Annotated in this window: 17 protein-coding genes; 1 reads left to right on the top strand and 16 read right to left on the bottom strand. The window is 43.3% G+C overall.

Annotation, left to right across the window (positions count from 1 at the left end):
- Positions 1–8: 8 nt before the first annotated feature.
- From glnR to B7709_RS00850, 4 genes are all read right to left on the bottom strand, one after another.
- Positions 9–365: a transcriptional repressor GlnR gene (gene glnR / locus B7709_RS00865; protein WP_084970915.1), complete on the bottom strand. Its 357-nt coding sequence runs from the start codon at positions 363–365 to the stop codon at positions 9–11.
- A 76-nt stretch (positions 366–441) separates the two neighbouring features.
- The gene (locus B7709_RS00860) at positions 442–969 is read right to left on the bottom strand and encodes an FUSC family protein (protein WP_061454557.1); all 528 of its coding nucleotides are present in this window, start codon (positions 967–969) and stop codon (positions 442–444) included.
- A gap of 137 nt (positions 970–1,106) precedes the next feature.
- On the bottom strand, positions 1,107–2,306 hold the full coding sequence (locus tag B7709_RS00855) for a phosphoglycerate kinase (RefSeq protein WP_084970913.1): 1,200 nt from the start codon (positions 2,304–2,306) through the stop codon (positions 1,107–1,109).
- 229 nt (positions 2,307–2,535) lie between these two features.
- A complete protein-coding gene (locus tag B7709_RS00850; protein ID WP_084970911.1) occupies positions 2,536–7,260 on the bottom strand; it encodes an endo-beta-N-acetylglucosaminidase in 4,725 nt (1,574 codons plus the stop codon).
- Positions 7,261–7,599: 339 nt separating this feature from the next.
- Here B7709_RS00850 and B7709_RS00845 point away from each other — a divergent pair, with 339 nt between their 5' ends.
- On the top strand, positions 7,600–9,231 hold the full coding sequence (locus B7709_RS00845) for a Na/Pi cotransporter family protein (protein ID WP_084970909.1): 1,632 nt from the start codon (positions 7,600–7,602) through the stop codon (positions 9,229–9,231).
- Between the two features lie 95 nt (positions 9,232–9,326).
- Here the strand turns inward: B7709_RS00845 and B7709_RS00840 are convergent, their stop codons facing one another.
- From B7709_RS00840 to B7709_RS00785, 12 genes are all read right to left on the bottom strand, one after another.
- Positions 9,327–9,623 (bottom strand): bacteriocin immunity protein, encoded by a 297-nt coding sequence (locus tag B7709_RS00840; RefSeq protein ID WP_084970907.1) that lies wholly within the window; start codon positions 9,621–9,623, stop codon positions 9,327–9,329.
- 21 nt (positions 9,624–9,644) lie between these two features.
- Positions 9,645–10,709 carry a glutamyl aminopeptidase gene (gene pepA / locus B7709_RS00835; RefSeq protein WP_084970905.1) on the bottom strand — a complete coding sequence of 355 codons (1,065 nt, stop codon included), beginning with the start codon at positions 10,707–10,709 and terminating at the stop codon, positions 9,645–9,647.
- A 102-nt stretch (positions 10,710–10,811) separates the two neighbouring features.
- Positions 10,812–11,063, bottom strand: coding sequence for a membrane protein insertion efficiency factor YidD (yidD, locus tag B7709_RS00830; protein WP_061454564.1), 252 nt, complete (start codon positions 11,061–11,063; stop codon positions 10,812–10,814).
- A complete protein-coding gene (locus B7709_RS00825) occupies positions 11,063–11,785 on the bottom strand; it encodes a pseudouridine synthase (RefSeq protein ID WP_001222214.1) in 723 nt (240 codons plus the stop codon). Before B7709_RS00825 ends, yidD begins: the two co-directional genes overlap by 1 nt.
- Positions 11,772–12,341, bottom strand: a complete 570-nt coding sequence (gene scpB / locus B7709_RS00820; protein WP_000105288.1) for an SMC-Scp complex subunit ScpB — start codon at positions 12,339–12,341, stop codon at positions 11,772–11,774. Before scpB ends, B7709_RS00825 begins: the two co-directional genes overlap by 14 nt.
- An 18-nt stretch (positions 12,342–12,359) precedes the next feature.
- Positions 12,360–13,088 (bottom strand): segregation/condensation protein A, encoded by a 729-nt coding sequence (locus B7709_RS00815; RefSeq protein WP_084970903.1) that lies wholly within the window; start codon positions 13,086–13,088, stop codon positions 12,360–12,362.
- Positions 13,088–13,822: a site-specific tyrosine recombinase XerD gene (gene xerD, locus B7709_RS00810; RefSeq protein WP_345769896.1), complete on the bottom strand. Its 735-nt coding sequence runs from the start codon at positions 13,820–13,822 to the stop codon at positions 13,088–13,090. Before xerD ends, B7709_RS00815 begins: the two co-directional genes overlap by 1 nt.
- Positions 13,819–14,280: a cyclic-di-AMP-binding protein CbpB gene (gene cbpB / locus B7709_RS00805; RefSeq protein ID WP_000560697.1), complete on the bottom strand. Its 462-nt coding sequence runs from the start codon at positions 14,278–14,280 to the stop codon at positions 13,819–13,821. Before cbpB ends, xerD begins: the two co-directional genes overlap by 4 nt.
- Complete coding sequence (locus tag B7709_RS00800; protein ID WP_001118939.1) at positions 14,277–14,798, bottom strand: metallophosphoesterase; 522 nt, start codon at positions 14,796–14,798, stop codon at positions 14,277–14,279. Before B7709_RS00800 ends, cbpB begins: the two co-directional genes overlap by 4 nt.
- Complete coding sequence (locus B7709_RS00795; RefSeq protein WP_084970899.1) at positions 14,774–15,745, bottom strand: nucleoside-triphosphate diphosphatase; 972 nt, start codon at positions 15,743–15,745, stop codon at positions 14,774–14,776. The genes B7709_RS00800 and B7709_RS00795 overlap by 25 nt, the downstream gene beginning before the upstream one ends.
- Positions 15,742–16,536 carry a glutamate racemase gene (racE, locus tag B7709_RS00790; protein WP_000370379.1) on the bottom strand — a complete coding sequence of 265 codons (795 nt, stop codon included), beginning with the start codon at positions 16,534–16,536 and terminating at the stop codon, positions 15,742–15,744. The genes B7709_RS00795 and racE overlap by 4 nt, the downstream gene beginning before the upstream one ends.
- A gap of 205 nt (positions 16,537–16,741) precedes the next feature.
- Complete coding sequence (locus B7709_RS00785; protein ID WP_084971013.1) at positions 16,742–16,987, bottom strand: YneF family protein; 246 nt, start codon at positions 16,985–16,987, stop codon at positions 16,742–16,744.
- Positions 16,988–17,437 lie beyond the last annotated feature (450 nt).

Below are 17,437 nucleotides of genomic sequence, written 5' to 3'. Positions count from 1 at the left end.
GCGATTACCTAACCGCGACCAAAAGGCGACTGTGCTGAAGCAAAGCGTCCCTGTTGGAGGAGCTCATTATGAAGCGCACGACGCACCTCCGTTGGGCTCACTGATTTCTTGGATTTCGCCTCACGTTCAGCATATTTTTTCTTAATAGCAGCGATATTGAAACCTTCAGAGATATAATCTTTGATTTCAAGCAAACGATCCATGTCATTCAAAGAATACATACGACGGTTCCCTTCGTTTCGATCAGGCTTTATCAACTCTTGATCTTCATAATAACGAATCTGACGCGCCGAGAGATCGGTCAACTTCATCACACTACCGATAGGAAAAACAGCCATATTTCGACGAAATTCTCTTTCCTTCATTTACAATTTCCTTCTTTCTGTCTATTATAGTCTAAAAAAGCACATACGTCAATCAATAATGTCATAAAATGTAACATTATTTTCTTTTTTTCTCCAAAAGATTTCTAAAACGTTCAATATCATAATTTACGAGTATGGCCACAAAAACACCCATAAATGTTTCAAATACACGCGCAAATACGTACAAAAATGTTTCTCCGCTTGGTATTGATAGGGTAATGATCAACATAGCTGCTACACCACCGATAACTCCCGCTTTGTTGTTCATAGCAACATTTGTCATAATGGTTAACATGGTGCAAATCGGAACAACCAGTAAGGTCACCCAAAAAGCTTCTTGAAATAGAGTGTTTAAGAGGAAGAAAACAAGGGCGTAGAAACCACCGATACTGTTTCCTAGAATACGTGATGTTCCAAAATGAACGCTCTTATCAAAACTCTCTCTCAAACTAAAGACTGCTGTCAAAGCCCCAATTTGAAGTCCCTTCCAACCAAAAAATCCAAAAATCAAGAGAACTAAAAAAACAGCAATTCCAGTTTTAAAGGTTCGTAGACCAAGCTTGAACTGTGACTTATCAAATTTATATTTTTTAAAATAACCCATAATCTCAACTTTCTATTTCCATTTTATCATAAATTAGTTGATTTTATGAGCCAAAATCAATCGGAAACGTTTTTAATTCAAGCAACAAGAAAAAGAGGAAACTAAGTTCCTCTTTTCATCGTTTTATTTACGAAAGCTTATTTTTCTGTCAAGGCTGCAAGTCCTGGCAATACTTTACCTTCAAGAAGTTCCATTGATGCTCCACCACCAGTAGAGATCCATGAGAACTTGTCTGCACGACCAAGGTTGATAGCTGCGGCAGCTGAGTCACCACCACCGATGATTGATTTCACGCCTGGTTGTTTTACGATAGCGTCCATGACACCGATTGTACCAGCTTGGAAGTCAGGGTTTTCAAATACACCCATTGGTCCGTTCCAAACAACTGTTTTCGCACCAGTCAAAGCTTCGTCAAATTTAGCGATTGATTTTGGACCGATATCAAGACCAAGGAAACCTGGATCTACTGCTTCACCTTCAGTATCTTTTACTTCAGTGTAGTCAGCAAATGCGTTTGCTTCTTTTGAGTCAACTGGCAAGATCAATTTGCCGTTTGCTTTTTCAAGAAGAGCTTTAGCGACATCCAATTTGTCTTCTTCTACAAGTGAGTTACCGATTTCGATACCTTGTGCTTTGTAGAATGTGTAAGTCATCCCACCACCGATAAGGACTTTATCAGCTTTTTCAAGCAAGTTTTCGATAACACCGATCTTGTCTGAAACTTTTGAACCACCAAGGATAGCTACGAATGGACGTTCTGGAGCTTCAACCGCTTCTTGGATGTAGGCAATTTCGTTTTCAAGAAGGAAACCAGCAACTGCTTTTTCAACGTTTGCTGAGATACCAACGTTAGATGCGTGTGCACGGTGAGCTGTACCGAATGCATCGTTTACGAAGATGCCATCTCCAAGTGATGCCCAGTATTTACCAAGTTCAGGATCGCTTTTAGATTCTTTCTTGCCATCAACATCTTCGAAACGAGTGTTTTCAACCAAGAGAACTTGTCCATCTTCAAGAGCGTTAACAGCGGCTTCCAATTCAGCACCACGTGTAACACCTGGGATAAATTTAACTTCTTGTCCCAATTTAGCAGCCAAGTCAGCAGCTACAGGAGCAAGTGATTTACCTTCTTTGTCTGCTTCTTCTTTTACACGTCCAAGGTGAGAGAAGAGGATTGCACGTCCACCTTGTTCAAGGATGTACTTGATAGTTGGAAGAGCTGCAGTGATACGGTTGTCATTGGTAATCACGCCATCTTTAACAGGTACGTTGAAGTCAACACGAACGAGAACTTTTTTCCCTTTCAAGTCAACGTCTTTAACAGTCAATTTTGCCATTAGATATGACTCCTTCTTTTTTTATACGTGTTAATTATATCACAAAATCCGCAAAAGAGATAGAAAAACCCTAAACTTTTCTTGTTCATTCTTGCAACTGAAACTACTTTTTTTAAAATTAAAACTAGAAAGACCTCATAAAATAAGTAATTAAAACAAGGCCTGACTAATCTATAGTCAAACCTTGTTTTTTAGTTTTTATGAGAAAATCCAAGATTCGTAAATCTGATTAGTCTTCTCTCCTCTTTTTAGAGAGCAAGCCGTAGCCACTCATTAGTCCGAGAAGTCCCAGCGCTACTAGGCTAGCATCTCTTGTCGCTCCCGTATTTGGAAGCTCTCTGCTTGTTTCTTCAACTTTTGCTGGTGTTGCTGAGAGCGCTTGATCCCTTGTTTGTGAGACTTGCTCTTCTTTCGTTCCAACTTCAACAATTTCTGGAAGGGCTTCCTTGAGAACCTCAGTAGAATGAAGGGTGCGTTTGCCCTGACCATCAACTTCTACAAAGCGACGAACTTGGCCTTCAACTCCTGCTTGAACTAGCTGGCGTTGTCCTTTGAGAAGGGCTGCATTTGGTCGTTCCTGACGTTCGAAGGAAACTGTCCCCTCTTCAATTTCCAGTTTCGGAGTTTCTAGAACTAAATCTTTCACACCTTCAGCTGGTTGGTTGCTTGATAGAACTTTTGTTCCAACTTCGGTGATTTCTGGGATTGCTTCCTTGACTACCTCAGTCGAACGAAGAGTGCGTTTGCCTTGGGTATCTACTGCTACAAAGTGGCGAACTTGGCCTTCAACTCCAGCTTGCACAACACGGCGTTGTCCTTTGAGAAGGGCTGCGTTTGGTCGCTCCTGACGTTCAAAGGCTGTTGTTTCAGTTTCAATAACTAGTTCAGGGAGGGCCTCAACCGTTGGGGCCACTTCATTTGGATCCACGCTTCCAACATGATGACTTTCTTCTGCAGGAGCTAGTTTCTTATTTAGCTTTTCTTTCATTTCCGCAAAAGCTTGTGGAGTTGGCATTTCTGAAGCCAACAAGGTTTCTGCTTGGGCAATCAACTCAGCTTTAGGATCTTTTTCACGAAGGGATTCGAGCAAACCTTCCAATTCTTCTCTAGCAGTCTGATAACGTTGATTTCCATCCAAGGCTGTCCCTGCTTGTTTCAACTCATTCAAAGCCCGATTGACTTCTTCTTGGCTAGCATTATGGTTTTCTGCTACAGCTTTCGCTGCATTGAGCTTCTCTACTAGTGCTGCTTGTTTGTCCTCGCTTGAGAAGGTGTAGCCAAGGGTTGACTGGCGACCTTGGGCAGCAGTGATTTCTTGTTTGAGGTACTCATCGTTGACAGCTGCTTTTGGAGAAACCAAGACATCGAACTCAGCAGTGAGTCCCTTGTAATGCAAGGTCAAGGTTTGTCGTCCAGTCTTCTGAGCATCATAGCCCGTGATTTCAACACCTTGGTCCGTAAAGGCATGACTTTCTTCCGTCTCATCATCATAGAGAACACCGAAGCGACCTTCTGCAAGATCCAGTTGATCTCCTACTAGATAGTCTGTTTTTGGTTTCTTAGTAATATACAAGCCCGCTACTTCTTTTGGTTTTCCTTCATCTTGTCCTGTCACTTGTACCTTCAAGTCACCAGTAACTGGAAGTCCAAGGTAGCTGACTGTGAGCTTTTGTTCCCCTTTTTGATGAGCATCGTATCCAGATACCGTCACACCTGAGTGAGTAAGGTTAATCAGTTCATCAGCTTCGCCACCTTCATATTGAACACGGAGTGTTCCGCCTCTGAGGTCAAGTTTTTCTCCCTCTTTGTAAACTGTCTTCTTAGGTCCTTTTTCGAGACTAACTGCAGCAATTTTTCTTTCATCCTGTGGAATCGCTACAGCCAAGGTGTTACTGATTTCTTTGCCAGGTAGTTGAGTACGATAGTAGAGGAGAGTTGGTTGCTTGTCAAAGCCCAATGGTGCTGTTGCCAAGTCCCCTCCAGTATCAGACTTCAAAGTTGCAATCGGTGTTTGTGAATCTGCCTTGTCGTAAACGGTGATAGTTGCACCCGCTGGAACATCAGAGAAGCCTAGTTGAACTTGATGGTTTCCAAGTGAACGGGCAGCCACCTTAGCCATTGGAATATTTTGACTTTCTGTGTCCAGGGTTTCATACATCTTCCAGTTGTAGATACGAATGGCCTTCCAAGGTGTTCCGTTATCTGAAGTGATAACTTTTAGACGCCAGTCTTGAGCGGTGATTGGTTTGTCAAGAGTGATATCTGTCACGTGTGCTTTGTTGCCACGAACTTCCTTAGCTAGTTTCCACTCGCCATCTGTATCCTTGTAGTAAAGATCAAAGTCCTTGGTGTTCATCAAACCGTCGTTTACGGATTCTCCACCAGCTCCTGCATGATCCATGACCCATCTAACAACGGTACGTGGCTTGGTCAAGCGAATATCCACACTACCGCTCAACTGAGCTGAAGACCACTTATCTGACAAGCTAGTAATGGTACCGTTCAGCATACCTTCAATACCTTCTCCACCTTCAGTATTTGGGAAAGTGCTACCAATAACCGTTGCCCCTGGAACAATATTTTCAGCCAAAGGTCTTGGGAGAGTTGTATCCTGAACTGTCATCCCCCAGTTAAAGGATGCCGTCGCAGCTTCGGAACGGAGGCCATTTTTACCAACTGCAACGACTTTCAGTTCCTGAGTCCTACCAGTCGCATTAGCAGAACGGCTAACTTTTGGCAAGTAGATGGTTGAAGCAGATGATCCTGTCAACAAACGCCAGTTATCTCCATCTTTTTCGTAGACTTCATAGAAATCTGCATCTTGGTTACCAGCAAATTGGACCACTGCTTCAGCTTCTTGGGCATTCTTGAGAGATTGTTTCACTACAGAAAGGCCTGTAGGCGCTTGTGGTGCTTGGTGATTATCCGAAATTGTTAATTGTCCTAGGTTGAACTGATAATCTTTTACAGCCCCTTCATGTTCGAAGAAGAGTTTGACTGCATAGATTGTTTTACCTGCTAGTGAGCTAAGGTCAAATTCTTCATTCTTCCAGTTATCAGAAAGTGTTAGCTCTTTCCATGCGGCTGCATCCTCAAATTTGTAGTCTGGTGTTGTAGAGAAGGCCATATAAACTTTAGAGCCTTTTCCTCCCTTGTGGGCAACACGAAGTTTGGTGTTTTCAGTTACTTCTAGTTTGGTAGAATACAAATTCACATCCTGGTCCGTCTTACCAGCTACATCACCTGAGAATTTAAGGGAGTTACCTCCATTATAGGCATCTGTAAAGTCATATTCTGCACGAAGTTTTTCCCCCGTTGAAGTCTGCCACCAGCGCCATGTTGGCAAGACACCAGAAACAGAACGGTAGTTCCACTCAGAATCCTTAGAAACTTTACCGTCTACAAACCATTTTCTACCATGACCTGTATTAAAGGAGGTCGTGAAGGTTCGGCCAACTGCTGGTGTGCGGTCAGCAACTAAATTGGCTATCCCATACCACTCTTTATCTGCTGGTTTTTGAGCCGTTGGATCTCCTTGGTAGCCTGTGAAGAAGATATCTTCATTCTTGTGGTAGTCTTCGCCTGTTTTTCCTAGACTGGTAATCGTATCTGGTGCAAAAAGTCCAAGTGACAAACGCAACTTGCCTTTTTCATCTAAGAGGGCATCCCATTTGACTTTGGTCTTATAAGAGCCACCTTGTTGCAATTCCAAGCCTGCAAAGACATCATACTGGCTACGTTCTAGCCATTTTGCCATCTCTACAGAGTGGTCATTCTTTTCCTTGTTCCAGTTAAAATTGGCAAAAAATTGATCTGCAGGGACCTTGTCACCTTCTTTTTGCATAAACTGGTAGTTGTAGTCTCCCAAGCCATCTTCGTGGTATCGACCGTATTTGTAGGTCATGGCATCGTACCAAGCATACTTGATTGGGTGGTTGACTTTGGCTGCGTATTCTTTTGTATAGAGCATGAATTGGCGCATTTTTTCACCAAGAGGTGCTACCAATTCCCCCGTTGTTTCTTGGTTGATGAAGTAGCCATCAAAACCATAGTATTTAGCAAGGTCAACGAGTTTACGTGCAATCGGGAAGGTGCCATCCTCATCTTGTTTCAAGGCGGCGGCAAACTTCTCTTGGTCGGCAATGCTATTAGACCAGTTGAAAAAGAGTGTCCCATAAACAGGAACTCCGTTGCGGTGACCTGCATCAATGACATCTGGAGTTGGAACTAGACCTTCCCAGAAGACCATTGAATCCAAGTATTGCCAATAGTCAAAAGCATATGCCTTGAATTCTTCTCCACCAACAGAAGCGTGGTCTTTAGCCTTTGAGTTGGTATTTGCTAGTGCCTGAACTTTGGCTCTTCTGCTTGCTTTTTCGTTAACCAACTGACCTCTATGGCGCTTGGCTAGTTCAACTGAGGAACGATTGATGGGATCATCCTCACGCGCACCCGGTTCCCATTTCAACAAATCTTCCCAAGTATCAAACTTGATTTCTTTTGGTCGGAGACTCTTTTCTTCATTTTTAGGAACGTCTGCTAAACTTGGTTTGTCGGCTTTATTGTCAACCACTTGAGGAGCTGGCTCCGGCTTGACTCCTTCTTTGTCAGTTGCTGGAGCTGGCTCCTCAACTTTTTCTGTCGGAGCTGGCTTTGCCTCTTCTTTTTCATTAACCAAATCAGCTATTGCTGGAGTGTTTTCTGAAATTGGTTGCTCAGCTACTTTGTTTTCAGTTTTTTCTAATTGTTTTTCGATGGTCGCAGTGTCTGGACTCGCTGTTTCACTAGCGCTTGTAGCTTGGGCGCTCGTATTTGCAACTGCCTCAGGGACAGCAACCTGCTCTGCAAGAGCTGGGCTCGCAAATAGAGCTGACCCAATCATCAAAGAACAAGCTCCGATTGACAGCTTACGAATGCTGTAGCGGCAACGTTTTTCAAAAAATAAATTTTTCATCTTATCCTCCTAATAAAATATAAAGTAAGCGCTTTACTTTTGATGAAAAGTAACTGTTCTCATGGCATACCACCAGAACAGGATCATCTTCATTTTATCTTATATGAAAGCGATGTCAATCTATTTTACGTATAAACTATAACTAGGATAAGAATCAGTAAAATTTGGACACAATCCTTTCAGACATTTATACTTGAAGTAAGAACTCTGCTTAAGGAAGAAATTTAAAAAAGTTAGCGATTTCTTACTAAAATATCGAGAAAACACTTGTGGGATTTACTTTTATCCTTTAAAATAGAATAGGAGAAATTCCGTTATTATTTTTCGGAGGAAAAAGAAATGTCCATTAATTGGCAGGAAATTTTATTTCACTTTTTAGGAGGTCTAGGACTGTTTTTATATAGTATCAAGACCATGGGAGACGGTTTGCAACAAGCTGCTGGAGATCGCCTTCGTTTTTACATTGACAAGTACACCAGCAATCCCTTTTTAGGTGTTCTAGTCGGGATTGTCGTAACCGCCCTGATTCAGTCAAGTACAGGGGTTACAGTTATCACGGTTGGACTGGTCAGCGCTAGCCTTCTAACTCTTAGACAAGCTATCGGAATCATCATGGGAGCCAATATTGGAACCACCGTTACTTCCTTTATCATCGGTTTCAAGCTTGGCGAATATGCTTTACCCCTGATTTTCCTTGGAACCATGTTCCTCTTCTTTACAAAAAATAGAACAGCAAACAATATCGGACGCATCCTATTTGGTGTTGGGGGAATCTTCTACGCCCTCAACCTCATCAGTGCCGGTATGAGCCCACTTAAAGATTTACCACAATTCAAGGAATATATGGTAACCTTGGGACAAAATCCTATTTTAGGAGTGGTAGCCGGTGCAGTGATTACCGTCCTTATCCAAGCTTCTTCTGCGACAATTGGGATTCTACAAGGCCTCTATGCCGGTGGGTTCCTTGATCTTAAAGGTTCTCTACCAGTTCTCTTTGGGGATAATATCGGGACAACCCTAACTGTTATCCTAGCGGCTGCTGGAGCCAATGTCTCTGCAAAGCGCGTTGCAGCAACCCACGTTACCTTTAACGTTTTAGGAACTATTCTTTGCTTAATCTTATTAGGCCCCTTCACTGCTATGATCGAGTACTTCCAGACACTCCTTCACCTCTCACCTGAGATGACTATTGCCTTCTCTCACGGTGCCTTTAACGTAAGTAATACTATTGTACAATTTCCATTCATCGGAGCTTTGGCCTACTTTGTAACCAAGCTCATCCCTGGTGAAGATGAAGTTGTCAAGTACGAGCCCCTTTATCTCGACGAACAACTTATCCAGCAATCTCCTTCTATCGCACTAGGAAATGCAAAAAAAGAACTCTTGCACTTGGGGAATTATGCAGCTAAAGCTTTTGACCTTTCTTATAACTATATCATCGGTTTGGATGAAAAGGTAGCTGAAAAAGGACACAAAACAGAGGAGGCCATCAATACCATCGATGAAAAACTCACTCGTTACCTCATCAGGCTCTCAAGCGAATCCTTAAGTCAGAAAGAAAGCGAAGTGTTGACCAACATCCTAGATTCATCTCGTGATTTGGAACGGATTGGGGACCACGCAGAAGGGTTGCTCAACCTAACAGACTATCTCCAACGCAAAGATGTTCATTTTTCTGAAGCTGCTCTAGAGGAATTAGCTGATATTTATCGAAAAACTACTGAGTTTATCAAGGATGCCCTTGATAGTGTTGAGAACAATGATATTGAAAAAGCTCAAAGCCTGATTGAACGCCATAAAGAGATTAACAATATGGAACGCATTCTCAGAAAGACCCATATCAAGCGCCTTAACAAGGGCGAGTGTTCAACACAAGCAGGGGTCAACTTTATCGACATCATTTCCCACTACACTCGCGTATCTGACCACGCCATGAACCTAGCTGAAAAGGTCATTGCTGAACAAATTTAATAAACAAGAAGCCACCTTGACCTAGGTGGTTTTTTCGTCTCTTAATCAAGAATGGCTTTTCTGACGTATAAAAAATGCTTTGATTCACAATGGAATCAAAGCATTTTAAAGAGTTCCCCAAACATAATAGCAGAAACTGCGGTTCCTCTGTACTTGGCTTCTTCTCTTTTGATAAAGCGAGCTAAGTTGATCAATTCAGGTGCTGGGTGTTTGGGATTTCTGAACAGTTCAAGATTGACCAGGCCTGAGAGACGGACTGCTAGTAATTGCTCGTTTGTAGTAGGTAGTTTTTTAGCAGTCTCTAGGAGAGCGGCGACTAACTCATCACTCAAGCTTTGACGGGCATGATTATAGAGATCTTTTATAAGGCTTTCTAGGTTTGGTTCTGTCATTTCGCTCACCTCTCTTATTCTTTAATAATTTTTAATCAAATCAACTGTTGAACGATCCAATTTTTTCACTAAGGCTTGCAAGAAAGCTTGAGCTTCTAAAAAGTCATCCATAGCGTAGAGGGTCTGGTGAGAATGGATATAACGAGCGCAAACACCGATAGTTGTTGATGGAACACCACCATTTTTCAGATGAGCTGCACCTGCATCCGTTCCGCCTTTACCACAGTAGTATTGGTACTTGATACCAGCTTCTTCAGCCGTTGTCAAAAGGAAATCCTTCATACCTGGGAGAAGCAAATGACCTGGATCGTAAAAACGAATCAAGGTACCGTCCCCAACCTTGCCTTGGCCGCCATAAACATCACCAGCAGGTGAACAGTCAACTGCAAGAAAGACTTCTGGGTCAAACTTAGTTGTTGAAGTGTGTGCGCCACGGAGACCCACTTCTTCTTGGACATTAGCACCAAGATAGAGTTCATTTCCGAGTTTTTGACCTGAAAGAGCTTCTGCTAGCTCACTAACCATAAGGACCCCATAGCGGTTATCCCAAGCTTTTGAGATGATATTTTTTTCATTGGCTGTCAAGATTGCTGAACTATCTGGTACGATAGTATCACCAGGACGGATGCCAAAGCTTTCTGCCTCAGCCTTATCCGCAAAGCCACCATCAAAGACGATATCTGAAATAGCTGGCATGGTTGGTCCGCCCTTTCCACGAGTCAAATGTGGTGGAACAGATCCTGAAATCATGGGAATTTCACGACCATCACGAGTAAAGAGTTTAAAGCGTTGGCTGCTAACTACCATAGGATTCCAGCCACCGATTTCAACGACACGGAAGGTTCCATCTGGCTTAATCTCGCTGACCATAAAGCCAACTTCGTCCATATGAGAAGCGACTAAAACACGGGGCGCATCGGTAGCTTCTGAATGTTTAATCCCGAAAATACCGCCCAAGCCATCTGTCACAACTTCATCCACATGCGGAGTCAACTTTTCACGGAGATAGGCACGAACAGGCGCTTCATGACCTGAGATCGCAGCAAGTTCTGTTACTTCTTTGATTTTTGAAAATAATGTTGTCATATCAGTTCCTTCTTTCTGTCCTCCATTTTACCACTTTTTATAGGAGAAGGATAGTGAAAATCTTAATCTGCCAACTTCCTTTCTAAAGTATACAAAAAAGAATCAGGCTGATTCTTTTTGTTTATGATTTCGTTTGAGTGAAAAGTGGTCTGGCACAGGATCCTTGCCTATTTTCGACCAAGGGTGGCAACGTAAAATCCGAGCTAAGCCCATCAAAACTCCCTTGAAGCCATGTTTTTCAATAGCTTCAATCATGTAGTTGGAACAAGTGGGCTCAAAACGACAAGAGGGTGGAAAGACTGGTGAGATAAAGCGTTGGTAAAAGCGAACTGGCGCTATTAAGATTCGTTTCATTATTTCTTGGTTACAGCCATAGTATGCAGTTGGCTGATTTCTTTTTTGTTAAGACGACGGGATTCACCTGGACGAAGGCCTGTCAAATCTAAGTGTCCAAAACGAGTCCGAGACAACTTGTCCACTTGGAGACCGACGGCTTCAAACATTTTTTTAACCTGATGGTTACGCCCTTCATGGATGGTCAACTGCACTACTGAGCGATTTTTGACTGGATCCACTTTGAGAATCTCATAGACAGCAGGCTTGGTTTTCTTGCCATCAATCTCAAGGCCACGGGTCAAGGGACGGAGATTTTCTTTGTTGGCCACACCTTTAACACGCGCGACATAGACCTTGTCAATCTCATTACGCGGGTGAATCATTTCATCCGTAAAATCCCCATCATTGGTCAAAATCAAGACACCAGATGTATCCCAGTCCAAACGTCCCACTGGGTAGATGCGCTCTTTGACATTGGGCAAGAGGTCAACAACCGTCTTGCGTCCCTTGTCATCTGTCACACTAGAAATCACTCCGCGGGGTTTATTGAGAAGATAGTAGACCTTTTCTTCGTTATAGATAGGTTGGCCTTCAACTTCAACCTTATCACCAGCCTTGATGGTCGTTGCTAGTTCACGCACCACTTGGCCGTTGACCGTCACCAAGCCTTGCTTGATCAACTCTTCTGCTTTTCTCCTACTGGCCACACCTGCGTGGGCAATATATTTATTGATTCTCATCTTCTTCTATCCTTTCACCAAATAATTGGCTTTCTTGGGCTTGAATCTCAAGCTCATCAATCACTGGTAATTCTTCCAAATGGTTAATTCCCATGTAATCTAGGAAATAATCCGTAGTCACATAGAGGTTGGGGCGCCCCAACACTTCTTTTTTTCCGTCTTCTCGTATCAAGTCAAAGGCCTGCAACTTTGCCAAGGCCCCACTCGAGTTAACCCCACGGATGGCATCAATTTCTATCCGCGTAATGGGCTGCTTGTAGGCAATGATGGACAAGGTCTCAAGGGCAGCCCGAGACAGACTCTGGTTGATGGGAGCTTTGGAGTATTCCTTTAAAATCGCTGCAAATTGAGGCTTGGTCACCAATCTGTAAGCGCCCCCTGTCTCAATCAGGGACAAGCTCGACTCTTGGTCTTTTTCATACTTTTGGGCTAATTTTTCTAAACTCTGCTGGATGCCTGTCGGTGGAAGTGATAGGAGTTCAGCCAACTGTCGGACTCGAATCCCATCTTCACCTGCTACAAACAAGAGCGCTTCTATTTCTGCTAAAGTACTCATCTTTCCTCTCTATCAAGTCTAGCTTTGTGCCTCTTGACTTTCTTCCTTCTTTTCCATGAGATAGATATCTCCGAAACTCTCCTCTTGAACAAGGATCAGTTCTTGGGTTTTGATTAACTCTAGGGTTGCCAGAAAGAGGGTAATGACCTCTTGGATATTTTGGGCTTCTTTGAACAAATCCTGCAAGCGCAACTGGTCTCGGCCAGCCAAGGACTCTTTTACGATGGACATCATGTCCTCAATCTTATACTCATCCCGCAAGATGGTCGTATGGTTCTGAGCGAACTCCTCTTTTTTCTTGGCTAGGATATTAGAAAAAGCCAAAAAGAGGTCAATGGTCGTCCTATCATGCACAAGCTCCGCATCTTCGTAGATCAACTCTGTCGGCGCTTTGGAATAGTACTGGGCCCGATCTTGGTGCTTGGCCTCCAAGTGCTCACCCAAGAGCTTGAATTTGCGGTATTCTTCGATTTGGGAGAGAAGATCCTGCTCCAGGTCATCCTCCAAATCTGTCACTTCTGCTACCTTTGGAAGGAGTTTGCGGCTCTTGATGAGCATCAACTGACTGGCCATGACCATATACTCACCAGTCACTTCCAGACGCATAGCCTGCAGGGTTGAGACATAGGCTAGATACTGTTCGATGACTTCCGTAATGGGCACATCGTAAATATCCATCTGATACTTGGAAACCAAGTGCAAGAGCAAGTCCAGTGGCCCTTCAAAATCTTTTAATTTAATATCCATTATCTATATTTTTCTAAGGTCAGAACTGTTTTTAATCCTAATTTTTTTGCTATTTCGTACAAATCGACCTTGTTTTCTATTTGTCTTAGAATGAACTGTTCCCGCAAGGCTTGGGCTGATAAGGCTGGGAAACCTTTCTCCTTGACAAAAGATTCTAGCTGACGAAAGGCCCACTGACGAGAATAGGCTTTCCCTCCCCTTTCAAAAAGATAGGTCTGGCCCATCAAGGGTTTCAATTCTGAAAGCAAGGTCATGGGAATAGTGACAATCCTCTGTTGGGAAGCCTTGTTGATTCGCAACACCTGAAAATCCAGATTGATATCCGCAACCTTGAGAGCTAAAATCTCGCTAGGCAAGAGTCCCATTTCTAGGATTAAGAGTGCCAGCAAGCGCCCCTCTGGATAATCACTTTCTTGCCAAAAAGACTCTAGGTCTAACAGTTCTGGCTTTTCGGTCTTCTTTTCAGCTTGTTTGGCTAATTCCAAGCGGTAAAAACTGTCCACCTCTCCTGTTTGATAGAGAAAGTAGAGAAATTGGTTACAGGCCGAAAGTTTTCGCTTCTGGGCGCTAATTTTTAGATTGGCTAGCTGGCCTTGGTAAATCTTAAGACTGGTCTCAAAAATCCGCTCACCCACAATGTCTAAAAATTGCTCCAGATCATACTTATAGGACTGCTTGGAATTGGCAGACAAGCCCTGTTTTTCCTCTAAAAAGTCTGAAATCCTATCTCTCATTTGCATCGAATCTCATATTCCTTACTAAAGTCATGCAAAAGGGCATTGACAGCCTTGAGGATGGACTTGCGCGTGATGATTCCTTGGAAAATTCCTTCACCATCTACCACTGGCAAGAAGGGTTCATCCACCAGTTTATGGAGGACCTCTGTGATGTTATAGTCTGGAGCGACGACTGCCACATCTGTCTTGGTCATATTGACGATGTCTGTCGTTGCCATCTGCTCATCCGTCAAACCTTGCTCCATTTGATAAGCCAAAATGTCCCTCAGACCAATGGTTCCAACAAAGCGTTTGTCAAAGGTCACAACAGGGATACGGGTATAGGTGATTTGGCTCAGCACCAAAATTGCATGGTCAGCGTTATGGGTATCAATCAAGGCTGCTAGATTCTCAGCAGGGGTAAGAAAAGTCTCTTCCTGCTCCAATAAAAATGCTTCAAATTCCTTGGCAATCATCGAGCAAACTCCTTGGACAAGCCTGGATAAACCTCATGGTCACGTGTCAAAAAGTCTACTTTAAAATAGCTGTCATCAATCTCCACTCGAGCATAGAGACATTCTCTGATAGTCCCTCGTGGTTGGCTGATGGAGCCTGGATTTAGAAAAAGAGTCTTGCCTTCCATCCAAGCATTTGGCACATGCAAGTGACCATAGAGACAGATATCGGCATCTTCTTCCTGAGCCCAGTAGTCCAACTTTTGAAAGTTGAAATTGATGTCAAACAAGTGTCCATGCGTCTGGATGATCTTAGTGGGACCAAGTTGAGTCACCAACCGTTCTGGGTAGCCAGCATAAAAGTCCATATTTCCTTTGACGACATGAATGCCTTCCCAGAGCGGAGAGTCTGGACGGAGTTCTGAGTCACCATCGTGAAAAATGGCATCAACTTTCCCCAGATAACGATCACGAATTTCTTCCACAATCAAGCTATCGCCATGGGAATCACTCATTACAATGATGGTTTGCTTTGCCATGATGGAAATACCTCCAAAAGTTTCTTAACGGCTAAGGCACGGTGGGATTGGCTATTTTTTTCTTCAAGGGTTAATTCAGCTGCTGACTTACCTGTCTCTCCCACAAGGAAGAGCGGATCATAACCAAAGCCATTTTCACCCTTGGGTTCAAAGTTGATATAACCTGGCCAGTCAGCTTCAACCACCAAGCTTTCCTTGTTTGGACTAGCTACGACTAGGGTTGTGTGGAATTGAGCCGAACGGTCCTTGAGTTCAAAGACCATGGCCAATTCGTGCAAGAGTTTGGCATTGTTTTCACGGTCGGTTGCTCCCACACCTGCAAAACGGGCTGACCAGACTCCTGGCAAACCGCCGAGGACATCGACTTTGAGACCTGAGTCATCTGCTAGCACCATCTTGCCTGTTAATTGGGAAATGGTTTCTGCTTTGAGGCGGGCATTTTCTTCAAAGGTCATACCTGTTTCAGCTACTTCAGGCAAATCTGGATAGTCATTGAGATTTTCCACATCGTAGCCTAACTTGTCAAAGATAGCTCGGAATTCCTTGGTCTTGCCCTCGTTACGAGTCGCAATGAGCAGAGTTTCTCTAACCTTGCTAGTTTCAAAGAAGGCTTCTACATCGACTCCTTCTTTAGGCAATTCAACATGCAAAAGCTTTCCATTTTCAACCAAGAGCAGAGCTCCCTGACGTTGGATGACTTCTAGATTGCGACCTGCTTCGGCATTTAAAATCTCAACGATAAAGGAGAGCAGACGGAAGTTAGAAGACCAGCGCATCACCGTTATCGTAATCGGAAAGCCATTTTCCTCGTCCCGAAAAATCCGCGCTAAATCCATAAAATCAAGCTCGAGAGGATCTTTGATAAGGCTATAGATGCCTCCATAGACATCCCAGACACCGACATACCAGTCCTGGTCATCCTTGTATTCATAAATTTTGTTTGTCATAAAGTTACATGCTCCACATGAATCTCTTTTTCCAGCCATTCTGCTCCAATCTGGGCAAAACTTTGGCTATTGGCTGTTGTGTAAAAACGATGTTGAAGAGGTCCCGCATCTCGGCTACGATTGATTTCAAAATAGTTAAGCAAAACCGAGATATCCCGTACACACTCTGCCCCACTATCGATGAGCTGAACCTTTGGTCCCATGACATTTTGGATGATAGGGCGAAGGAGTGGGTAATGGGTACAACCCAAAATCAAGCTATCCACCTTGCCGACCAAGGGACGCAGGGTTTCATAAACCACTTTCTTAGTGACACTGGTTGACAGGGCACCAGACTCCACCAAGGGAGCAAACTTGGGACAGGCCAAACTCTCCACCTGTAAATCCGGATCCAGATCATGGATTTTCTGACGGTAGATGTCTGATTGGACCGTCATGGGCGTTCCAATGACTCCGATTTTCCCACCTTGACTGGACTTGATGGCTGCCGAAGCTCCTGGCAAAATCACGCCTAGGACAGGAATATCTAGTTGAGCCTTGATTTCTTCCCAGACGACCGCAGTCGCAGTGTTGCAAGCAATGACAATCATTTTGACATCCTTGGTCAAGAGAAAGTTGACCAACTGCCAAGTATATTCACGGATTTGCTCAGCAGGACGGGGACCATAGGGCGCCCGTGCCGAATCTCCAATATAGACGATTTCTTCATGGGGAAGCTGGCGCATGAGCTCACGAACAACGGTCAAGCCCCCGACACCCGAATCCAAAAAACCAATTGGTCGATTATCCATACAGTCTTCTTTCTAGTCTTTTTTCTGATTGATAGTTCATCATGATTACTTGTCCTAAATGAACGGACAGACAGCTTGATAGAATGGCAACTGCCTCTCTTTTAATCATAATCAAATATCAATAGAATGCAAGGAAAAAGTCTTATCCTTGAGAACTATTGAACATAGTGAGAAGTCTGGAACTTTCATCCCAGACTTTTCCTATTTATTTCTTTTTATTGTTAGCAAGAGCCGCTTTTTGTTGACGGATGATTTGGTGGTAAACTTGTTGAACCTTGGCTTCGCTTGGTTTTTGACCATTTGCGCTCAAGAGAGCACGAACTGCCTCAGCGTTCAAACGTGGATTGTCTGCAAATTCTTTTTCGATTTGCTTACGAACCAAATACATACCTCCAAGAGCTCCTCCTAGAAAAGCTAACACAATCAAGATAATTGCTAAAATAAGATTGATTTCCATATTATTCTCCTGTTTCTTTTTGAGTCTTCTATATTATACCACAAAGTGGCTTTTCTGACTAGTTTGTTTTACGCTTTCAGAGAGAGGGGAAGGTAGTAAGAAGGAATTCAATTGGTCACTTATCAATCTACTAGTAATATTACCCGCTAATATTCTTAGACAATAGGCCTTCAGCAATCATAACGATGGATGTAGCTACACCTCTTGACTATAGATCCCAGCTGGAAATGATGACTCTCTGTAGTTATGGGAGTATCTCAGAAAGCTTAATCTATAAATAGACTTAACCCCCGCTCATCGAAATCACTTCGTGAAGTACATTGCATGAGCGATTGACCCACCGCCCCCCAAAAAATTAAACAGGAAAATCTAACTTTTGAGGGACTGTAGCTGACTAGACAAATGATAGAAAAAAACCTTTCCAACCTCTGAAGGAAATATCCC

Origin of the sequence: Streptococcus oralis subsp. dentisani (genome assembly GCF_002096335.1) — a bacterium.
In the GTDB taxonomy this organism is placed as follows: domain Bacteria; phylum Bacillota; class Bacilli; order Lactobacillales; family Streptococcaceae; genus Streptococcus; species Streptococcus oralis_Z.
This window is presented reverse-complemented; position numbering and strand designations above follow the sequence as displayed.

Bases quoted from the DNA above. Each gene is read 5' to 3' on its own strand.
- glnR (WP_084970915.1), bottom strand. From the start codon at position 365: ATGAAGGAAAGAGAATTTCGTCGAAATATGGCTGTTTTTCCTATCGGT.
- B7709_RS00860 (WP_061454557.1), bottom strand. From the start codon at position 969: ATGGGTTATTTTAAAAAATATAAATTTGATAAGTCACAGTTCAAGCTT.
- B7709_RS00855 (WP_084970913.1), bottom strand. From the start codon at position 2,306: ATGGCAAAATTGACTGTTAAAGACGTTGACTTGAAAGGGAAAAAAGTT.
- B7709_RS00850 (WP_084970911.1), bottom strand. From the start codon at position 7,260: ATGAAAAATTTATTTTTTGAAAAACGTTGCCGCTACAGCATTCGTAAG.
- B7709_RS00845 (WP_084970909.1), top strand. From the start codon at position 7,600: ATGTCCATTAATTGGCAGGAAATTTTATTTCACTTTTTAGGAGGTCTA.
- B7709_RS00840 (WP_084970907.1), bottom strand. From the start codon at position 9,623: ATGACAGAACCAAACCTAGAAAGCCTTATAAAAGATCTCTATAATCAT.
- pepA (WP_084970905.1), bottom strand. From the start codon at position 10,709: ATGACAACATTATTTTCAAAAATCAAAGAAGTAACAGAACTTGCTGCG.
- yidD (WP_061454564.1), bottom strand. From the start codon at position 11,063: ATGAAACGAATCTTAATAGCGCCAGTTCGCTTTTACCAACGCTTTATC.
- B7709_RS00825 (WP_001222214.1), bottom strand. From the start codon at position 11,785: ATGAGAATCAATAAATATATTGCCCACGCAGGTGTGGCCAGTAGGAGA.
- scpB (WP_000105288.1), bottom strand. From the start codon at position 12,341: ATGAGTACTTTAGCAGAAATAGAAGCGCTCTTGTTTGTAGCAGGTGAA.
- B7709_RS00815 (WP_084970903.1), bottom strand. From the start codon at position 13,088: ATGGATATTAAATTAAAAGATTTTGAAGGGCCACTGGACTTGCTCTTG.
- xerD (WP_345769896.1), bottom strand. From the start codon at position 13,822: ATGAGAGATAGGATTTCAGACTTTTTAGAGGAAAAACAGGGCTTGTCT.
- cbpB (WP_000560697.1), bottom strand. From the start codon at position 14,280: ATGATTGCCAAGGAATTTGAAGCATTTTTATTGGAGCAGGAAGAGACT.
- B7709_RS00800 (WP_001118939.1), bottom strand. From the start codon at position 14,798: ATGGCAAAGCAAACCATCATTGTAATGAGTGATTCCCATGGCGATAGC.
- B7709_RS00795 (WP_084970899.1), bottom strand. From the start codon at position 15,745: ATGACAAACAAAATTTATGAATACAAGGATGACCAGGACTGGTATGTC.
- racE (WP_000370379.1), bottom strand. From the start codon at position 16,536: ATGGATAATCGACCAATTGGTTTTTTGGATTCGGGTGTCGGGGGCTTG.